This is a genomic window from Mesorhizobium sp. CNPSo 4661, assembly GCF_057784215.1.
Map to the genome: position 1 here is coordinate 185,172 of NZ_JBWGIO010000007.1, position 17,275 is coordinate 202,446.

At 65.4% G+C, this 17,275-nt stretch carries 17 protein-coding genes; 7 read left to right on the forward strand and 10 right to left on the reverse strand.

What is annotated here, in order from left to right; translation table 11 throughout:
- Positions 1-132 precede the first annotated feature (132 nt).
- The 3 genes from ligD to AC0YKC_RS12610 all read right to left on the reverse strand — a co-directional run bounded on the left by ligD (position 133) and on the right by AC0YKC_RS12610 (position 4,089).
- Positions 133-2,634 (reverse strand): DNA ligase D, encoded by a 2,502-nt coding sequence (gene ligD / locus AC0YKC_RS12600; protein WP_488511257.1) that lies wholly within the window; start codon positions 2,632-2,634, stop codon positions 133-135.
- A 12-nt stretch (positions 2,635-2,646) separates the two neighbouring features.
- Complete coding sequence (gene ku, locus AC0YKC_RS12605; RefSeq protein ID WP_434724652.1) at positions 2,647-3,501, reverse strand: non-homologous end joining protein Ku; 855 nt, start codon at positions 3,499-3,501, stop codon at positions 2,647-2,649.
- Positions 3,502-3,582: 81 nt separating this feature from the next.
- Positions 3,583-4,089 (reverse strand): YciE/YciF ferroxidase family protein, encoded by a 507-nt coding sequence (locus tag AC0YKC_RS12610; RefSeq protein ID WP_140545781.1) that lies wholly within the window; start codon positions 4,087-4,089, stop codon positions 3,583-3,585.
- 397 nt (positions 4,090-4,486) lie between these two features.
- On the opposite strand from AC0YKC_RS12610, the gene AC0YKC_RS12615 reads away from it, so the two are divergent.
- The 4 genes from AC0YKC_RS12615 to AC0YKC_RS12630 all read left to right on the forward strand — a co-directional run bounded on the left by AC0YKC_RS12615 (position 4,487) and on the right by AC0YKC_RS12630 (position 7,129).
- The gene (locus AC0YKC_RS12615) at positions 4,487-4,633 is read left to right on the forward strand and encodes a hypothetical protein (RefSeq protein ID WP_108702809.1); all 147 of its coding nucleotides are present in this window, start codon (positions 4,487-4,489) and stop codon (positions 4,631-4,633) included.
- Positions 4,634-4,635: 2 nt separating this feature from the next.
- Positions 4,636-4,761: a hypothetical protein gene (locus AC0YKC_RS12620; protein WP_263498209.1), complete on the forward strand. Its 126-nt coding sequence runs from the start codon at positions 4,636-4,638 to the stop codon at positions 4,759-4,761.
- Between the two features lie 111 nt (positions 4,762-4,872).
- Complete coding sequence (locus tag AC0YKC_RS12625; RefSeq protein ID WP_320293815.1) at positions 4,873-5,325, forward strand: thiol-disulfide oxidoreductase DCC family protein; 453 nt, start codon at positions 4,873-4,875, stop codon at positions 5,323-5,325.
- Between the two features lie 70 nt (positions 5,326-5,395).
- Positions 5,396-7,129 (forward strand): saccharopine dehydrogenase family protein, encoded by a 1,734-nt coding sequence (locus tag AC0YKC_RS12630; protein ID WP_488511258.1) that lies wholly within the window; start codon positions 5,396-5,398, stop codon positions 7,127-7,129.
- Here the strand turns inward: AC0YKC_RS12630 and AC0YKC_RS12635 are convergent.
- Complete coding sequence (locus AC0YKC_RS12635) at positions 7,078-7,539, reverse strand: RidA family protein (protein ID WP_488511259.1); 462 nt, start codon at positions 7,537-7,539, stop codon at positions 7,078-7,080. The genes AC0YKC_RS12630 and AC0YKC_RS12635 overlap by 52 nt on opposite strands.
- A gap of 238 nt (positions 7,540-7,777) precedes the next feature.
- On the opposite strand from AC0YKC_RS12635, the gene AC0YKC_RS12640 reads away from it, so the two are divergent.
- On the forward strand, positions 7,778-8,146 hold the full coding sequence (locus AC0YKC_RS12640) for a YciI family protein (RefSeq protein WP_320293812.1): 369 nt from the start codon (positions 7,778-7,780) through the stop codon (positions 8,144-8,146).
- A gap of 11 nt (positions 8,147-8,157) precedes the next feature.
- Complete coding sequence (locus AC0YKC_RS12645; protein WP_488511260.1) at positions 8,158-9,405, forward strand: RNA polymerase sigma factor; 1,248 nt, start codon at positions 8,158-8,160, stop codon at positions 9,403-9,405.
- Positions 9,406-9,903: 498 nt separating this feature from the next.
- On the opposite strand, the gene AC0YKC_RS12650 is transcribed toward AC0YKC_RS12645, so the two are convergent.
- The 6 genes from AC0YKC_RS12650 to hrcA all read right to left on the reverse strand — a co-directional run bounded on the left by AC0YKC_RS12650 (position 9,904) and on the right by hrcA (position 16,084).
- Positions 9,904-10,527, reverse strand: coding sequence for a glutathione S-transferase family protein (locus AC0YKC_RS12650; protein WP_488511261.1), 624 nt, complete (start codon positions 10,525-10,527; stop codon positions 9,904-9,906).
- Between the two features lie 456 nt (positions 10,528-10,983).
- A complete protein-coding gene (gene cysK, locus AC0YKC_RS12655; protein WP_320293809.1) occupies positions 10,984-11,964 on the reverse strand; it encodes a cysteine synthase A in 981 nt (326 codons plus the stop codon).
- A gap of 188 nt (positions 11,965-12,152) precedes the next feature.
- The gene (locus tag AC0YKC_RS12660; RefSeq protein ID WP_488511262.1) at positions 12,153-12,770 is read right to left on the reverse strand and encodes a LysE family translocator; all 618 of its coding nucleotides are present in this window, start codon (positions 12,768-12,770) and stop codon (positions 12,153-12,155) included.
- Between the two features lie 489 nt (positions 12,771-13,259).
- Positions 13,260-14,600: a PQQ-dependent sugar dehydrogenase gene (locus tag AC0YKC_RS12665; RefSeq protein WP_488511263.1), complete on the reverse strand. Its 1,341-nt coding sequence runs from the start codon at positions 14,598-14,600 to the stop codon at positions 13,260-13,262.
- 117 nt (positions 14,601-14,717) lie between these two features.
- On the reverse strand, positions 14,718-14,915 hold the full coding sequence (locus AC0YKC_RS12670; RefSeq protein WP_488511264.1) for a hypothetical protein: 198 nt from the start codon (positions 14,913-14,915) through the stop codon (positions 14,718-14,720).
- 71 nt (positions 14,916-14,986) lie between these two features.
- Positions 14,987-16,084, reverse strand: a complete 1,098-nt coding sequence (hrcA, locus tag AC0YKC_RS12675; protein ID WP_434724644.1) for a heat-inducible transcriptional repressor HrcA — start codon at positions 16,082-16,084, stop codon at positions 14,987-14,989.
- A 219-nt stretch (positions 16,085-16,303) separates the two neighbouring features.
- Here hrcA and rph point away from each other — a divergent pair, with 219 nt between their 5' ends.
- Positions 16,304-17,020, forward strand: a complete 717-nt coding sequence (rph, locus tag AC0YKC_RS12680; protein WP_488511265.1) for a ribonuclease PH — start codon at positions 16,304-16,306, stop codon at positions 17,018-17,020.
- Positions 17,021-17,275: the final 255 nt, after the last annotated feature.

The window sequence follows — 17,275 nt, forward strand, 5'->3', positions numbered from 1 at the left end:
CGCCTCTCCTGCAACGCCGGCGATTGGCGAAACCTGGCGTGACAGCTGATCTCCCCCCTTGAGGGGGAGATGTCCGGCAGGACAGAGGGGGGCGCGAAGGATCGCGGCGTGGCCTTCCTCCCCGGCACACGCTCACCCCCGCTTCAACACCTTCCCCAGCTTGAAGAACTCCTTCCACGGATCAGCCTTCTTCAGCTGTGCCAGCGTGGAAGCATCGCCAAGCGGGAAAGCATTCGGCGCCAAGCCCTTCTCGAGCTCCGCCCACGTCACCGGCATCGATACCGTCGCGCCCTTCTTGGCGCGCGAGGAATAGGGCGCGACCGTCGTCGAGCCGCGACCGTTGCGCAGGTAGTCGACGAAGATTTTCCCGGTGCGCGCCTTCTTCGACAGCGTCGCCGTGTAGCGATCGGGTGCCGCCTGCTCCAGCGCGCGGGCGAAATCATGCGCGAAATCCTTGACCGCGTCCCACTCCGCCGACGGTTTCAGCGGCACCAGCACGTGATAGCCCTTGCCGCCGGAGGTCTTGACCAGGTTCGGCAGCGACAGCTCGTCGAGCTGCTTGCGGATGTCGAGCGCTGCCTCGCGCACCTTGGAGACATCGACACCTTCGTCCGGATCGAGGTCGAAGATGATCTGGTCCGGCTTTTCCAACGCATCGAGCGTGCAGCCCCAGATATGCACCTCGACCACGCCATACTGGACAAGCGCGGCAAGGCCGTCGAAATCCTTGATGAACAGGATCTCCTCGCCATCGGTCGGATCCTTCATCCTGGCGATCTTGTCGCTCATGCCGGGCGAGGCGTGTTTCTGGAAGAAGCGCTGGCCGTGGATGCCGTCCGGCGCGCGCACCAGGCTCAGCGGCCGGTTGACGACGAATGGCTCCATGCGCGGCCAGACCAGCGCATAGTGATCGAGCAGGTCCTGTTTCGAAACCTTCTCGTCGGGCCATAGCAGCTTCTCGGGATGCGAGAGCTTTATCGACGTCCTGGCCGTTCCTGCCGATGATTTCGGCGCGGTCTTCACGCTCGTTTTGGCCCCGGTCTCGGCTTTCTTCGGTTGTTCCTGCACGACTTCCTCCGGCGGCTTGTCCTCGCGAAGCCCCTGGAACGAGGCGTGGCGGATTATACGGTCGGATGTCCAACTGCGGAACTCCACCTCGCCGACAAGTTCCGGCTTGACGAAGGTGAGCCCCTTGCCCTTCGGCACGGCGGCCGAAAAGGGCGACGTCTTCGCCGTGAGCCCGTCGAGCTTCTTTTTCAAATCCGTCAACACTTTGCCGGAAAAGCCGGTGCCGACGCGGCCGGCATAATGCAGCTTGCCGCCCTCGTTGAAGCCGACCAGCAGCGAGCGCACGCCGCGTCCCGTCTTGTCGGAAGGCAGATAGCCGCCGATCACGAATTCCTGCCTGAGCGTGCATTTCGACTTGATCCAGGAGAGCCCCCTCCCGCTGCGGTAGGGCGCGTCGGCCCGCTTCGACACCACGCCTTCCAGGCCCATGCGGCAGACATGCTGCAGCATGACCTTGCCCGGCTCATGAAAGTGATCGCTGAAGCGCAGCGCCGAATTTTCGGGCTGCTTGCCGAGCAGCTCGGCCAGCGCCTGCTTGCGCTCGACCAGCGGCTCGCGGCGCAAATCCCTGCCGTCGAGCCGCATCAGGTCGAAGACATAATAGACGAAGCGGTCGGCGCGGCGGGCCGACAAGTCCGCCTGCAGCAACGGGAAGGACGACACGCCGCTGTCGGCCAGTACCACGACTTCGCCGTCGATGATGGCGTCGCGGCATTTCAGCTTGGCAAGCGCTGCCGTCACCGGACCGTCGAACTTTCCGGTCCAGTCGAGGCCGGCGCGAGTGAGCAGCCTGACGTCGCTGCCTTCGATCTGCGCCTGCATGCGGTAGCCGTCGAACTTCACTTCATGCAGCCAGTCTTCGCCGGCAGGCGCATCCTTCTCCAGCGTCGCCAGCTGCGGCTCAATGAATTCGAGACGCTTGCCATGCCCGGCCTTGGCCTTGCCGGCGGCAGGCCTGTTGGATTGCCACACCTTCGGCTTCTCGCCCTTGGCGGCTTTGCCTTCGCCGACCTCCTCGATGGTCAGGCCCGACTTCACCGATTTCGGCTCGTCCGCAAGAACATCCTCGCCGGGACGGGCAGCGGCATCGTCGGATTTGATCAGCAGCCAGTTGTCGCGCTTCTCGCCGGGGCGCGGCCTCAGCCTGACCAGATGCCAGCGGCCGTTGAGCTTGTGGCCTTCGAGCTCGAAGTCGATATGGCCCTTCTTCATGCCCTGGGCCGGATCGCCGTCCGGCGTCCACCTGCCTTCGTCCCAGACGATGACCGAGCCGCCGCCATACTGGCCCTTCGGAATGGTGCCTTCGAAGGAAGCATAGTCGATCGGGTGATCCTCGACATGAACGGCCAGCCGCTTCTCATGCGGATCGAGGCTCGGCCCGCGCGTCACCGCCCAGCTCCACAAGACGCCGTCATGCTCCAGCCGGAAATCATAGTGAAGCCGTGTGGCGGCATGCTTCTGGACGACGAAGATGCCGCCCGCCTGCTTGCCGCGCGTTACCTTGCCGGCCGGCTCGGCGGTTTTCCTGAAATCGCGCTTGGCGTGATATTGCTCGAGGCCGGCCATGGCGCCATTCTCCTATGCGGATTTACGTTTCGGCGCGGGCTTGCTCTTGCTTTTCCCGGCCGCCGCTTTCGATGTGGCTTTGCCGCCGCCTTCCGCGTTGAGGCTTTTCTTCAGCGCGTCGAACAGGTTGACCACATTGGAGGGCTTCGGCGGCGCCTTGGCCTTGGGCGCCTTCTTGCCCGCCTTCTTGGCGCGGATCAGCTCGAGCAACGCGTCCTCGTAGCGGTCCTCGAATTTCGACGGATCGAACTTCGTCTTCTTGCCGTCGATGATATGCTGGGCGAGGTCGATCATCTCCTTGTCGGTCTTCGCCGCCGCTATGTCCTCGAACACCGTCGCCGGCCGGCGCACGGTGTCGTCATAGCGCAAGGTGGTCAGCACCATGCCCTTGCCGAGCGGCTCGATCACCACCGGGCGCTCGCGCTGGTAGAGCACGATGCGCGCGAGGCCGGCCATTTTCCTCGCCGCCATGGCGTCGCGGATGACGGCGAAGGCTTCTTCCGAGACCTTGTCGGCCGGAGAGACATAATAGGGCGTGTCGAGATATATCTGCTCTATCGACGATTTCTCGACGAAACCGTCGAGGCTCATCGTGTGCGAGGATTCGATCTGCACCGCCTCGATCTCGTCCTCCTCGATATGAATGAAATCGCCGTCGCTCACCTCATAACCCTTGATCTCGTCGCCCTCTTCGAGCGGCTTGCCGGTCCCGGCATCGACATAGATGCGTTTGACGGTGTTGCCGGTCTTTCGGTTGAGGATGCGGAACGAGACTTTCTCGGCATGGGTCACGACGTTGGTCAGCTCGATGGCACATGTGACCAGCGACAGCTTGAGATAGCCCTTCCAGGCCGGACGTGGTGCCATTGCGAACTCCTGCGCGATGCGGTTTCAACCGCAACGGACAGGGGTTCGCTTGGGTTCCGGGGAGGCTGGCCACGCGGCCTGTTATTCGGCGGCCTGCAGGTTGACCTTGCTTTCGGCGATCTCGGTGAGCTTGCGGTCGGTCGCCTCTTCTTCCTTGAGGTTCTTGGCCAGCACGTTGGCGCAGTCGCTGCGGCCGAGCTGCCTGGCCCAGGCGATCAGCGTGCCGTAGCGCGTTATCTCATAATGTTCGACGGCCTGGGCGGAGGCGATCAGCGCTGCATCCAGAACTTCCTTGTCGTCGACATCGCCGCTGACTTCGTCAGCCTCTGCAAGGATGCCGTCGATGGCCGGGCAGTTGACAGTCTTGGCCTTGACACCGTGCAGTTCGAACACCTGCTCGACCCGCTCGATGTGGCCCTTGGTCTGCGCGAGATGCTTCTCGAAGCCGGCCTTCAATTGGGGATCGGTCGCCTTGTCGATCATCTTCGGCAGCGATTTCTCGATCTGCTTCTCGGCATAATAGATATCGCGCAGCGTGTGGATGAAGAGGTCGTCCAGCGTCTTGATGTCTTTCGAAAAGAAGCCCATGGCGGTTGCCTTCCATGTTTCGCGTTGTGGGAAAGTTGCGCGGCGGACAGCCGTCAACATGGCCAGGTTCGCCCCGGCCTTGCGAGGTCAACGTTGTCTTCTTTGACAGGTTCCAGCCCATCGGGCCGCGCGAAAGGAAACTTCCCCGCGCCGCACGAACGTGAAACACAAGCGCGTCCAAGCGACATCGGAACGAAACATATGTGATGCAAAAGTCACACGGAACGGAATCGCGACGAAAGGCACCGAAAGACCCCGAATCAGCCGCAATCCGGCCACGATGCAACGACTTTCGGACCAGAAATTAACATCACGTTCACCGACTATTCACGCCTCGACGCTATGCTCTCGATCAATTCGGACGGGACATCCGAAAGCGGGACAGGGACCAAGGAAAATGAACTTCTGGAATCACATCGCCGGCTACGCCGCCGCCATTCGCGAATTCGTCGCGCCGACCTATCGGCCGGAGCGCTATTACATGCGCGGCCCGGGCCCGGCTTGCGCGCGCCGCGGCAACTCGCTGGGCGTCAGCGCGAACTGATCATGACTCGCGAACGCGCCCACCACAGCCGCATCTGCCGGCCTGCCGCCGACCAGCGCGCCACCACCTATCGCGCCGAGCGCCTGACGCTCGCCGCCAACTGGCGTGCGACAACGCCGCGGCTTTGACGCCGCCGCCGGCTGGCTTAGTGTCTCCCCCTAGTTTGACGCAATTCCGGACGGAAAACCGCTCACACTTTTCCTGGAATTGCTTTAGGGACACAAGCAGCCGGGGCCGCCATGACCGACCTGCCCGAACCGAACCGTCCCGCCTCTCCAAGCCAGGCCTATGACGCAAGCCTGCCGCTGATCGTCTTCGACGGCGTCTGCGTGTTCTGCTCGGGCTTCGTCCAGCTTATCCTCAGGCTCGACCGGGAAAAACGCTTCCGCTTCGCCACGGCGCAATCGCCGCTCGGCGAGGCGCTGTTTCGCCAGCACGGCCTGCCGACCGACGATTACGACAGCAACCTTGCCATTATCGACGGCGCGGCCTTCACGAAGCTCGACAGTTTCGTCGCGGTCATGTCCACGCTCGGCTGGCCATGGCGCGCGACCAACACGCTGCTCATCCTGCCGCGGCCGCTGCGCGACTGGCTCTACGACCGCATCGCCAAGAACCGCTACGCGCTGTTCGGCCGCAAGGACAGTTGCGACATTCCTTCGGCCGAGTTGCGGGAGCGGCTGATCGGCTAAAGCAATTCCAGAAAAGTGTGAAACGGTTTTCCGTCCGGAATTGCGGCAGGACTGGCTTGGGGGCAAGGCTATGAAGCTTCTCATCGTCGGCGGCTACGGCACCTTCGGCGGACGCATCGTCCAGCTCCTGGAGAACGAGCCTCGCCTCGAGCTCATCATCGCCGGCCGGTCGCTCGCCAAGGCAGCGGCCTATTGCAAGGGTCGAGGCGATACCAAGGCGCGGCTGGCGCCGGCGGCGTTCGACCGCGACGGCGACCTCGGCGCGCAACTCGCCTTGGCGCCCGACATTGTCGTCGACGCCAGCGGCCCATTCCAGGCCTATGGCGAGGGTCGCTACCGGCTGATCGAAGCCTGTATCGAAGCGCGCATCCATTATCTCGACCTTGCCGACGGTTCGGAGTTCGTCGCCGGCGTTGCCGGCTTCGATGCGGCGGCCAGGGCGGCCGGTATCCTTGTGCTCTCGGGCGTGTCGAGCTTCCCGGTGCTGACGGCAGCGGTGGTGCGGCGCCTTTCGGCCGGCATGGCGCGCGTCGACACGATCCGCGGTGGCATCGCGCCGTCGCCTTTCGCCGGCGTCGGCGAAAACGTCATCCGCGCCATCGCGAGCTATGCCGGCCGGCCGGTGCGGCTGCTGCGCGACGGCAGGCCGGCCGAGGGCTACCCTCTCACCGAGCAGATGCGCTACACGATCGCGCCGCCCGGACGCGTGCCGGTGAGGAACACGCTGTTTTCGCTGGTCGACGTGCCAGATTTGCGCGCGCTGCAGGCGCTGTGGCCGGAAGCGAGCACGATCTGGATGGGCGCCGGGCCGGTGCCCGAGGTGCTGCACCGGGCGCTGATCGGCCTGGCATGGCTGGCGCGTACTGGCCTCATCCGCTCGCTGTCGCCGCTGGCGCCGCTGATGCATTGGGCGACCAACCGGCTGTCATGGGGCGAGCATCGCGGCGGCATGTTCGTCGCGGCCGAAGGCGCGGACGAAGCCGGCAAGCCGATCAAGCGGTCCTGGCACCTTTTGGCCGAGGGCGATGACGGGCCGCTGATCCCGTCCATGGCGGTCGCGGCGATCGTCCGCAAGGCGCTCGACGGCCGCATGCCGGCGCCGGGTGCGCGGGCGGCGGTGAGCGACGTCGAGCTGGAGGACTATGAAGCGCTCTTCGCCGGCAAGACGATCCATAGCGGCTTCAGGGACGATACCGGCAAGGGAAAGGCGCTCTATCCCGATCTGCTCGGCGATGCGTGGAAAAACCTTCCGGCCGAGGTCCGGGCCATGCATGAGGGCGCGGTTATGGCGCAAGGGCGCGCCAGCGTGGAGCGCGACGATGGCATGCTTAGCCGGCTTGTCGCGCGGCTGATCGGCTTCCCCGCCGCCGGGACGGATGTTGCGGTCAAGGTGCGCTTCGACATCGACGCGGATGGCGAGACCTGGACGCGGACTTTTGGAACGCACGGCTTTTCGAGCCGGCAATTCGCCGGGCGCGGCCGTTCGGAGCAGCTGCTTTGCGAAGGTTTCGGCCCGCTGACCTTTGCCATGGCGCTGGTGGCCGGGGAGAACCGCCTGTCGCTCGTGCTGCGCCGCTGGAGCCTTCTCGGCCTGCCATTGCCGATGTGGCTTTGCCCGCGCTCGAACGCATACGAAACCGTGGAGGACGGCCGCTTCCGCTTCCATGTCGAGATATCGCACCCGCTCGCCGGACTGATCGTGCGCTATCGCGGCTGGCTCGAGTCTGTGCCGGCAGCTGGCTGTCGCGAAGCTCAATCCGGCAGCGCCGCGACCGCGACGATTTCGATGACGATATCGGCTTGAGCAAGTGCCGCAACCCCGATCACCTCCGAGGGCGGCGGATTGTTGTAGCTGCAGTGCTTGGGACAATGCTCGGCGAAGAACTCGTCCAGCACGTCCAGGCGAAAATTGGGCGAACCGAGAACGCCGCCATCGGGAAACGGCCCCCTGACGAAGAAAGTCAGCCTGATGAGATGTTCGAGGCCGCTGCCGAGTTCCTCCAGATCGGATTTGATGTTGCCGAGCACGGCGCACCATTGCGCCGCCGCATCGCCGACGAAGCCACCACCGGCCTTGCCCATTGGATCGTAGTCGTCCGACGTCGCCGTGTTTCCGCACAGATAGACGGTCCCCTTCGCTCCGCTGACGACCGTTCCTTTTCCCCAAGGCATCAGCCGGCCGTTCTTGAATTTCTTGTGGGTCACAAGTTCCATGGTCTTTTTCCCGTCTCGCGCGCGATCCGTCCCGACCCAGAGAAAAGGATAGTGCCGAGCGGCGGCGCTGCCAATTGCTCAAGCATTCCGCGATCGGCCGTGGTTGCCCGGAGAGCCTGGTTCTTGCGGAATCGCGCGATGAAGAAGAAGATTTTTCCGACGCCTGTCGAAATCGGCCGCGGCCGCACGACATAGACCGGCACGCGACGATGCGGCCTTCAAGAAACGGGAGAAGACCATGCGATACATGCTTTTGATCTATAATGACGAAGCCGCGATGGCGAACGCTCCGAAGGAGCAGACCCAGCAGGTGCTCGCGGCCTATGGCGCCTATACCGAGGCGCTGAAGACATCCGGTGCCTACATCGCCGGCGAGCGGCTGCGTCCGACCCAGGCGGCCACCGCGGTGCGGATGGCGAACGGCAAGACCAATGTGCTCGACGGCCCCTATGCCGACACCAAGGAGCAATTGGCAGGTTTCTACATGATCGAGGCAGCCGACATCGACACGGCCATCGAATGGGGTGCGCGCTGCCCCGCGTCCAGCAGCGGCACGGTCGAGGTGCGGCCCATATGGGAAATGGCCGAGTACATAGCCGCCGCATAGCGAACCTTGTGATGGACGATCGCTCGGAGATCGCGCGGGCGGCGGCCGAGGCGGCCGCCCGGCGCAGCTACGGCAAGCTGGTCGCCTGGCTGGCGGCGCGCACGCGCGACGTTGCCGGCGCCGAGGACGCGCTGGCCGACGCCTTCGCGGCGGCGCTCGAACGCTGGCCGCGGACCGGCGTGCCGGCGCAGCCGGAGGCCTGGCTGCTTTCGGTGGCGCGCCGGCGCGACGTGGACGCGGTGCGGCGGCGGCTGACCGGCGAGGCGGCCCGCGATCATCTGCAGCTGATTGCCGAGGAGATGGAGGCGCGCATGAGCGGCGAGGAGCTGCCCGACGACCGGCTGCGGCTGATGTTCGCCTGCGCCCATCCGGCGATCGAAGCCGGCGTGCGCGCGCCGCTGATCCTGCAGACCATCCTCGGTTTCGACGCTGCGACGATCGCCTCGGCCTTCCTGGTTTCGCCGGCGACGATGGGGCAGCGGCTGGTGCGGGCCAAGGCGCGCATCCGCGAGACCGGAATTCCGTTCCGCGTGCCGGAGCAGGCGGAGCTCGGCGACCGGCTGGGCGCCGTGCTGGAGGCGATCTACGCCACCTTCGCCGAAGGCTGGTCCGATGCGACCGGCACCGATACGAGGCGCCGCAACCTCGCCACCGAAGGCATCTGGCTTGGACGGCTGGTCGCCTCGCTGATGCCGGACGAGCCGGAGGCGCTGGGACTGCTGGCGCTGATGCTGTTCGCCGAGGCGCGCCGCTCGGCGCGGCGCGGCCCGCAAGGGGATTTCGTGCCCTTGGCCGAGCAGGATGTCGCGCTCTGGGACGACGGCCTGATCGACGAGGCGGAAGCCCTGCTGGTGCGCGCCGCGCAAAGGGGCATCATCGGCCGCTACCAGCTGGAGGCCGCCGTGCAGTCCGCCCATACGGCGCGCCGGCGCGGCGGCGGCACCGACTGGGCGGCGATCCGCCAGCTTTACGACGCGCTGCAGGCTGTGGCCGGCTCGCCCGTGGTGGCGATCAACCGCGCGGTGGCGATCGCCGAGACCGAGGGCGCAACGGCCGGATTGGCGGCGCTCTACGTGCTGGGCGAGGACAAGCGGCTGCAGGACTACCAGCCCTATTGGGCCGCTCGCGCCGGGCTGTTGGCCAGGCTGGGCAATACGAAGCACGCGGCCCAGTCCTACGACCGGGCCATCGGCCTCGAGCGCGACCCGGCGCTGCGGCGTTTCCTGCAGGGCGAGAAGGCGAGGCTTGTTGGGAATTGAGGGGATTGGCGGAAGCCTCCCAGCCTCGTCATTCCTGGGCGGAGCAGCCGCGAAGCGGCGTCGCGGAGACCCTGGAATCCATTCCGTGACCTGAGCCGTGTAATGCAGCGGAGCAGAATTCTGCAGCGCAGCGGCGCTCTGAAGTTACGGAATGGATCCTCGGGTCTGCGCGCGTCGCTTCGCTCCTTGCTCCGCCCGTGGATGACGACCGCGATTGGCGTTTCGGCTGGGGATTGGCGCCTCCCAACCTCGTCATTCCAGGGCGGAGCAGCCGCGAAGCGACGCGCGGAGACCCTGGAATCCATTCCGTGACCTTGATCGTAGACCGCAGCGGAGCAGAATTCCGCACCGTTGCGGTGCCTCGAAGTCGCGGCATGGATCCTCGGGTCTGCGCGCGTCGCTTCGCTCCTTGCTCCGCCCGCGGATGACGAGGTGATGGGCGTTCCGGCCAATCTCCAAGGCGTGCGACCTGTCGAGCCAGACCGCCGCGCTCTTTTTTTAGGCCCACATCTCATGCGTTGCGTTCAGTTTGCGCATCAGCTCGTGCTGGCGCAGCCTCGCCCACAGGCGTTCGATGTTCGGCCAGGCGGCCCGCGCTTTCTCGATATCGGGATGCCAGGCCACCAGCATGACCAGGTAGATGTCGGCCAGCGACAGCGTCTCGCCGGCCAGCCAGTCGCGGCCGGCCAGCGCCTGGTCGACAATGGCAAAGCCGCGATCCATCTCGGCGACCGCCGCCTGCTTCACCGGCTGCAGGCCTTCGCCATCGGCGGTGTAGCGGTGCGCGTAATAGAGCCGCAGGACCGCCGGATAGAGCACCGACGACATGAAGGCCAGCCAGCGCAGGAAATCGGCGCGGCCGGGCGAGCCCGCTTCCGGCGCGAGACCGGCCCGCGGATGACGTTCGGCGAGCAGGATGCAGATTGCCGCCGATTCGGTCAGCGAATGACCATCGGGCAGCGTCAGCACGGGCACCTGGTTCAGCGGACTGATGGCGAGGAAGGCCGGATCGGGCGGATCTTTCTTCGGCACATCGATGTGCTCGAAGGGCAGGCCGGCCATGGCAAGCGCCGCCTCGACGACGAAGCCGCCGCTGCCCGGGCGCGTATAAAGCTTGTACATGAGAAATCCTCCCGCCGGCCGATTGGGGCGGCGGCGATATGAGCCGGAAGCCGCGCCCGCCTCAAGCCGGGCAGCGCCGGCCACGGGTTCTTTTTGAACAGTCCAGCCAGGGATCATCCGGAGAGTGCCGCTTGTCCGCAAGCTCTTGGGATTGACCGAGGAGTCCCCGACTTCGTCATCCACGGGCGGAGCAAGGAGCGAAGCGACGCGCGCAGACCCGAGGATCCATGCCGTGACGTCTCGGCGTCACAGCGTTGCGAATCTTTCTGTGACGAACAGCAGCTCCGCTAGTGTCCGCAAACTGTGGCGACAGACGGTATCCATTCTGGACCGTGGTATTCCCTGGCCACGGTCACGGACTGGATCCCAGGGTCTACGCGACGGAGCTTCGCTCCTGCTTCGCCCTGGGATGACGACCGTGAGGGCCGTTGCAGTCACTCTCCGAGGTATGCGCGCCTAAGCGCCCAGCCCGTCGAACAGGATGGTCGAGAGATAGCGCTCGGCGAAGGAGGGGATGATGACGACGAGGTTCTTGCCCTTGTTCTCGGGCCGCGAGCCGACGACGATGGCCGCCTGGAGCGCGGCGCCCGACGAGATGCCGACCGGCACGCCTTCGAGGCGGGCGACCAGACGGGCATTGGCGACCGAATCCTCGTTCGAGACCCTGACGACCTCGTCATAGATCGAGGTGTCGAGGATTTTCGGGGCGAAGCCGGCGCCGATGCCCTGGATCTTGTGCGGGCCGGGCTGGCCGCCCGACAGAACCGGCGAGGCCTCTGGCTCGACCGCCACGACCTGCAGCGAAGGCTTGCGCTTCTTCAGCACCTGGCCGACGCCGGTGATGGTGCCGCCGGTGCCGATGGCGGAAACGAAGATGTCGACCTCGCCATTGGTGTCATTCCAGATCTCCTCGGCCGTGGTGCGGCGGTGGATCTCGGGATTGGCCGGATTCTCGAACTGCTGCGGGATGATGGCATTGGGCAGCGTGGCGGCGAGCTCGTCGGCCTTGGCGATGGCGCCCTTCATGCCTTTCGGGCCTTCGGTCAGCACCAGCTCGGCGCCGAGCAGCGCCAGCATCTTGCGGCGCTCGACCGACATGGTCTCCGGCATGGTGAGGATCAGCTTGTAGCCCTTGGCGGCGGCGGCGAAGGCGAGCGCGATGCCGGTGTTGCCGGAGGTCGGCTCGATCAGCGTGGTCTTGCCGGGCGCGATCTTGCCGGCTTCCTCCAGCGCCTCGATCATGGCGACGCCGATGCGGTCCTTGACCGAAGCGATCGGGTTGAAGAATTCGAGCTTGGCCATGAGGTTGGCGACGATGCCCTTCTCCTTGGCGAACTTGTCCAGCCTGACCAGCGGCGTGTCGCCAATCGTCTCCGTGATCGAATTGAAGACGCGGCCGCGGCCGGGCACGCGCGCGGAAGAGACGGGCTTGTTCATTGGTTTCACTCCCAAGGCAAAGGCACAGGCAGACAGAATAGGGTTTTCAGCCGCGCAAGATAGGCCGGCGCCCGAAAATATCCGAGTGGGGCGATTGCTCAAAAGCGCCCGTGACCGGAAATGCATTTTCCGAAATGGCCCGATTTCGGAATGGCTTGGCCGAGATCGGGACGGGTTGAGATTGGAGCCTATTGGCGCGCCGCGATTGCCGCGGCCGCGCCCATCATAAAGCCGGCGGCCGTACGGTTCAGAACCTTCAGCGCGCGCGGCGATTTCAGGAACCAGCGCGCCTTGGCGGCCAAAACCAGATAAGGCACCAGCACCACGAACAGCACCACCACGGTGATCATCGCAAGGATGGCGTAGTCGGCAAGCGTGATCGTCTTCAGGTCGACGATGGTCGGCGTGATGGCGAGATAGAAGATCATCGTCTTGGGGTTGCCGAGCGTCACCGTCAGCCCGGCAATGAAGCTCGACACCAGCCCGCCCTTGGCCTTCCGCGCCTCGACGGTCTCAGGCGTGATGCCGCTGGTCCAGAAGCGCCAGGCGAGAAAGGCGAGATAGGCGACGCCGGCCCATTTTATGGCGAGGAAGACCATGCCGAAGGTCTGCGCGACGAAGGCGAGCCCGAGCACGACGGCGGTGAGATAGGTGAGGTCGCCGAGCATCAGGCCGAACGACATGGCCAGCGACGAGCGGAAGCCGGAGCCGAGAGCGCGGGCGACCAGCGCCGTGACGCCCGGCCCCGGAATGGCGGCGGCGACGCCGAGCGCGGCGCTGTAAGCGAGGAATCCGGTGAGTGTCATGGTTTTGGAAACTGGCCGTAGGAACCGATTTAGAGCCGGGCTTTTATCATGATGTCGGTTCGACGGTAATTCCCTCACGGCGGGATTCGTTGCGCCAGCGATGTAAGGAGTTGGTTTCCGCAGCGAGAAGAATTTTGACCGGTCGGCTATGTCTGCGTTGGTGGGGTGGTGGCATAGCTTGGAGATTGGCCGAGACGCCCACCCAGTCGTCATCCACGGGCGGAGCAAGGAGCGAAGCGACGCGCGCAGACCCGAGGATCCATGCCGTGACTTCGACGCGCCGCAATGGTGCAGATTTCTACGCCGTTTGCATCCTTCGGCCAAGGTAACGGCATGGATTCTAGGGTCTGCGCGCGTCGCTTCGCTCCTTGCTCCGCCCTAGAATGACGAGGTTGGGGAGGCTTCGGCAAATCGCCAGCGTTTGCGCTGATTTCATGGAAATGAGCGGTGAATGCCTTGCCGCTCGACAACGGCAGTCATCCCAAACAGCTACCCACCATAGCTAATGCGCCAAATCGTGCCGTTGCCGTCCTCGGTGAGGATCAGGGCGCCGTCCTTGGCCACTGCGATGCCCACCGGCCGGCCCCAGACCGCGTCGTCGGAAATGACGAAGCCGGTGGCGAAATCCTCGTATTCGCCGGTCGGCCTGCCGTCCTTGAATCTCAGCCGCACCAGTTTGTAGCCGGTGCGGACATTGCGGTTCCAGGAGCCGTGCAAGGCGACGAAGGCGTCCCCCTTGTAGTCGGCAGGGAAATTGTCACCCTCGTAGAAAGCGATGTTGAGCGGCGCCGAATGGGCCTGCATCAGCACGTCGGGCACCGTGACCTTGCCGGCGAGGTCGGGGCGCGCGCCCTTGTGGCGCGGGTCCTCGTTGTCGCCGATATAATACCAGGGCCAGCCATAGAAGGCGCCGTCCTTCACGGCGGTGGCGTATTCGAAGGGGGTATTGTCGCCAAGCTCGTCACGCTCGTTGACGACGCACCAAAGCGCGCCCGTCGCCGGCTGCACGGTCATGCCGGAACAGTTGCGCAGGCCGGTGGCGACGGTCCTGCGGTTCTTGCCGTCGGGGTCGAAGGCCAGCACGTCGGCGCGGCCTTCCTCCGAGCCCCAGGCCGCGCCCAGCGGCTGCGATTTCGCCCACGCCTCGACACCGCCCTTCGGCTTCGCGCCCATATCCTCGGCGATGTTGGAGCCGGAGCCGACCGACAGATAGAGCGTCTTGCCGTCTGGCGAAAAGGCGATGTCGCGCGTCCAGTGATGATTGGCCGGGATCTTGGCGACGATGGTCTCCGGCTTCCCCGAAGCCTCGAGGTCGCCGTCGCGGTAGGGGAAGCGCACGACGCTGTCGCTGTTGGCGACATAGACCCACTGCGGCTTGTCGCCCTGCGGGTAGAAGGCGATGCCGTAGGGCCGGGTCAGGCCCTTGGCGAAGATCGACGCCTCGGCAGGCTTGGCGCTGCCCTCGGCCAGACGGTAGACACGGACCTGGTTCGCCCGGCTGTCGGCCACGAAGAGGTCGCCGTTCGGCGCCACGCGCACGACGCGCGGACTGTCGATGCCGGAAGCGACCAGCTCGGCCGAGAAGCCCGGCGGAAGTCTCGGCTTGGCGCCTTCGGGGCGATCGATGACGCCGCCGCCGTTCGAGGCGGACTCCGTCACATAGGGTTTCTGCAGGTCCTGAGGCTTCAGCAGCCGGCGCACGCCCGGACGGTCGGCCTTCCAGTCGCCGAAGGCCTTTTCACCGCTGAGCAAGGGTTGATCGGCCTGCTGCGCGAAGGCGCCGGTGGCAAGGACCAGCGCGAGGCCCGCAAGGCCGGCGATCCGCATCATGCTGTTCTCCGTCGTCCGCCAACACGCCTCAATCGATCAGGCGCCCGGACCCAGGACATATTGGGCGCCCGATCTAGAAGAGAAGCTCGCGCACGCGGATTTGACGAGGCGCCGGGCTCAGGCCTCCTCGGCATCCAGGTCGTCGTCGAGCCGCTTTTCCAGCTCGACGAGGTCGGCCGGCAAGGGCAGGCCCATGGCGCGCAGCTCCCGCAATTTCTCGCGCAACTGTTCCTGGATCTCGTGCTCGTCCTCGGGCTGATTGATCATTTCCTGAAGCAGAAGGTCGATCTGGGCCTTGAGCGATTCCAGCGCCATGTTTTTCTCCTTTGCGCCCTCAGCCGCGTCGAGATTCAGGTCAGGCCGGCCTCACCTGGATATCGATACACCTAGCGCAGCATGCGCGAAATCAGCTGTGCCGTATAGTCGACCATCGGCACGATGCGGGCGTAGTTCAGCCTGGTCGGGCCGATGACGCCAAGCGCGCCGACGACGCGGGCGTCCTTGTCGCGATAGGGGGCGACGACCAGCGACGAGCCGGACAGCGAAAACAGCTTGTTCTCCGAGCCGATGAAGATGCGCACGCCCGGCCCTTCCTCGGCGAGGTCGAGCAGCTGCAGCAGTCCGTCCTGGGTTTCCAGGTCCTCGAACAGGTGGCGAAGCAATTCGATGTCCGCCTGGGCGGTGACGTTTTCCAGGAGGTTGGCGCGGCCGCGCACGATGAGCCGCGCCGGCAGGCCGCTTTCGGCGCCGGCCCAGACCGCGAGGCCCTTCTCGACCAGATCCTGCGACAGCGTGTCGAGGGCCGCCCTGGTCTCGTCCTTGATGCGGGCGATTTCCGCCCGTGCCTCGGCCAGTGTTCGGCCGCGGATGTGGGCGTTGAGGAAATTCGAGGCCTCGTGCAGCTGCGACACGGTGGTGCCGGCCGGCAGGTCGACGACGCGGTTCTCGACATCGCCGTTCTGCGACACCAGCACGGCGAGCGCCTTGGTGGGCTCGAGCTGGATGAATTCGATGTGCTTCAGCGCCACCTCGTTCTTGGAGGCGAGCACGAGGCCGGCGCCGCGCGACATGCCGGACAGCATCTGGCTGGCCTCGGTCAGCATATGCTCCAGCGTCGCGCCCGAGCCGGAGGCGCGCACCTGCGCCTCGATGACGCGGCGCTCCTCGTCGGAAAGGTCGCCGAGCTCCATGAAGGCGTCGACGAAGAAGCGCAGGCCGGTCTGAGTCGGCAGCCGCCCGGCGGAAACATGGGGCGCGTAGATCAGGCCGAGATGCTCGAGGTCGCTCATCACGTTGCGGATGGTGGCGGGCGACAGCGAGGAGGGCAGGATGCGCGACAGGCTGCGCGAGCCGACCGGCTCGCCGTCGCGCAGATAGGAATCGACAATCCGCCGGAAAATATCGCGCGAGCGCATGTCGAGTGACTGAAGGACCGGCGACTGAAACCCGGGACTCTGGGACGTCGGATCGACTGGTTTGTTCATACCGGCGAGAAACCTCCTGTTGAAAGATATAGACTTAAGCCACACCGGCGCAACCCAGTGCCGCGTTGCGGTCACAGTGCCGCGTTTGCGGCCACGGTGCTGCGTTTGGGGTCAACCGGCCCGTTTTCCTTTGCGACCCCATTTTCCTTTGCGACTTGCGCCGCATGCGTCTACAAGCCGGCCACGATTCCGAAATAAGAAGAAAGACAAGAGGCCTCGATGCGTCCTTCCAAACGCCAAGCCGACGAAATGCGCGCCATCTCTTTCGAGCGCGGCGTCTCCAAGCACGCCGAAGGCTCGTGCCTGGTGAAGTTCGGCGACACGCATGTGCTGTGCACGGCGAGCCTGGAGGAAAAGGTGCCGGCCTGGATGCGCAATTCCGGCAAGGGATGGGTGACGGCCGAATACGGCATGCTGCCGCGCTCGACCGGTGAGCGCATGCGGCGCGAGGCCTCCGCCGGCAAGCAGGGCGGCCGCACGCTGGAGATCCAGCGGCTGATCGGCCGCTCGCTGCGCGCCGTGGTCGACCTGCAGGCGCTGGGCGAGCAGCAGATCACCGTCGACTGCGACGTCATCCAGGCCGATGGCGGCACCCGCACGGCCTCGATCACCGGCGGCTGGGTGGCGCTCTACGATTGCCTGCGCTGGATGGAAGCGCGCCAGATGGTGAGCGTCGCCAAGGTGCTGAAGGACCATGTCGCGGCGATTTCCTGCGGCATCCATGACGGCCAGCCGGTCATCGATCTCGATTACATTGAGGATTCCTCGGCCGGCACCGACGCCAATTTCGTCATGACCGGCAAGGGCGGCATCGTCGAGATCCAGGGCACCGCCGAGGGCGAGCCCTTCTCCGAGGAGCAGTTCGCGGCGCTGATGGGCTTGGCGAAGAAGGGCATTTCGCGGCTGGTTAGCCTGCAGCAGATGGCGGTGGCGTAGGTTTTCGGATGCCGAGCCTGGGCCCCCCTCTCTGGCCTGCCGGCGCCGGCCCTTCGCTGTCGCTCCGGGCGTTCGTCGTTCGCAAAGCCAAGCAATTGGCTTTGCGTCCGCTGCGCGGACCGCTCCTCACCCCCCTCGAGGGGGGAGATTGGATGTCACACCGACTTTCGCCAATCTCCAGCGTTGCAGAACGCGCGGCGGCATCGAAGCTGCTAATCTCCCCCCTTGAGGGGGAGATGCCCGGCAGGGCAGAGA

Bases quoted from the DNA above. Each gene is read 5' to 3' on its own strand.
- cysK (WP_320293809.1), bottom strand. From the start codon at position 11,964: ATGAACAAGCCCGTCTCTTCCGCGCGCGTGCCCGGCCGCGGCCGCGTC.
- hrcA (WP_434724644.1), bottom strand. From the start codon at position 16,084: ATGAACAAACCAGTCGATCCGACGTCCCAGAGTCCCGGGTTTCAGTCG.
- rph (WP_488511265.1), top strand. From the start codon at position 16,304: ATGCGTCCTTCCAAACGCCAAGCCGACGAAATGCGCGCCATCTCTTTC.
- AC0YKC_RS12620 (WP_263498209.1), top strand. From the start codon at position 4,636: ATGACTCGCGAACGCGCCCACCACAGCCGCATCTGCCGGCCTGCCGCC.
- ku (WP_434724652.1), bottom strand. From the start codon at position 3,501: ATGGCACCACGTCCGGCCTGGAAGGGCTATCTCAAGCTGTCGCTGGTC.
- AC0YKC_RS12640 (WP_320293812.1), top strand. From the start codon at position 7,778: ATGCGATACATGCTTTTGATCTATAATGACGAAGCCGCGATGGCGAAC.
- AC0YKC_RS12610 (WP_140545781.1), bottom strand. From the start codon at position 4,089: ATGGGCTTCTTTTCGAAAGACATCAAGACGCTGGACGACCTCTTCATC.
- AC0YKC_RS12670 (WP_488511264.1), bottom strand. From the start codon at position 14,915: ATGGCGCTGGAATCGCTCAAGGCCCAGATCGACCTTCTGCTTCAGGAA.
- AC0YKC_RS12645 (WP_488511260.1), top strand. From the start codon at position 8,158: ATGGACGATCGCTCGGAGATCGCGCGGGCGGCGGCCGAGGCGGCCGCC.
- AC0YKC_RS12625 (WP_320293815.1), top strand. From the start codon at position 4,873: ATGACCGACCTGCCCGAACCGAACCGTCCCGCCTCTCCAAGCCAGGCC.
- AC0YKC_RS12630 (WP_488511258.1), top strand. From the start codon at position 5,396: ATGAAGCTTCTCATCGTCGGCGGCTACGGCACCTTCGGCGGACGCATC.
- AC0YKC_RS12615 (WP_108702809.1), top strand. From the start codon at position 4,487: ATGAACTTCTGGAATCACATCGCCGGCTACGCCGCCGCCATTCGCGAA.
- ligD (WP_488511257.1), bottom strand. From the start codon at position 2,634: ATGGCCGGCCTCGAGCAATATCACGCCAAGCGCGATTTCAGGAAAACC.
- AC0YKC_RS12665 (WP_488511263.1), bottom strand. From the start codon at position 14,600: ATGATGCGGATCGCCGGCCTTGCGGGCCTCGCGCTGGTCCTTGCCACC.
- AC0YKC_RS12635 (WP_488511259.1), bottom strand. From the start codon at position 7,539: ATGGAACTTGTGACCCACAAGAAATTCAAGAACGGCCGGCTGATGCCT.
- AC0YKC_RS12660 (WP_488511262.1), bottom strand. From the start codon at position 12,770: ATGACACTCACCGGATTCCTCGCTTACAGCGCCGCGCTCGGCGTCGCC.
- AC0YKC_RS12650 (WP_488511261.1), bottom strand. From the start codon at position 10,527: ATGTACAAGCTTTATACGCGCCCGGGCAGCGGCGGCTTCGTCGTCGAG.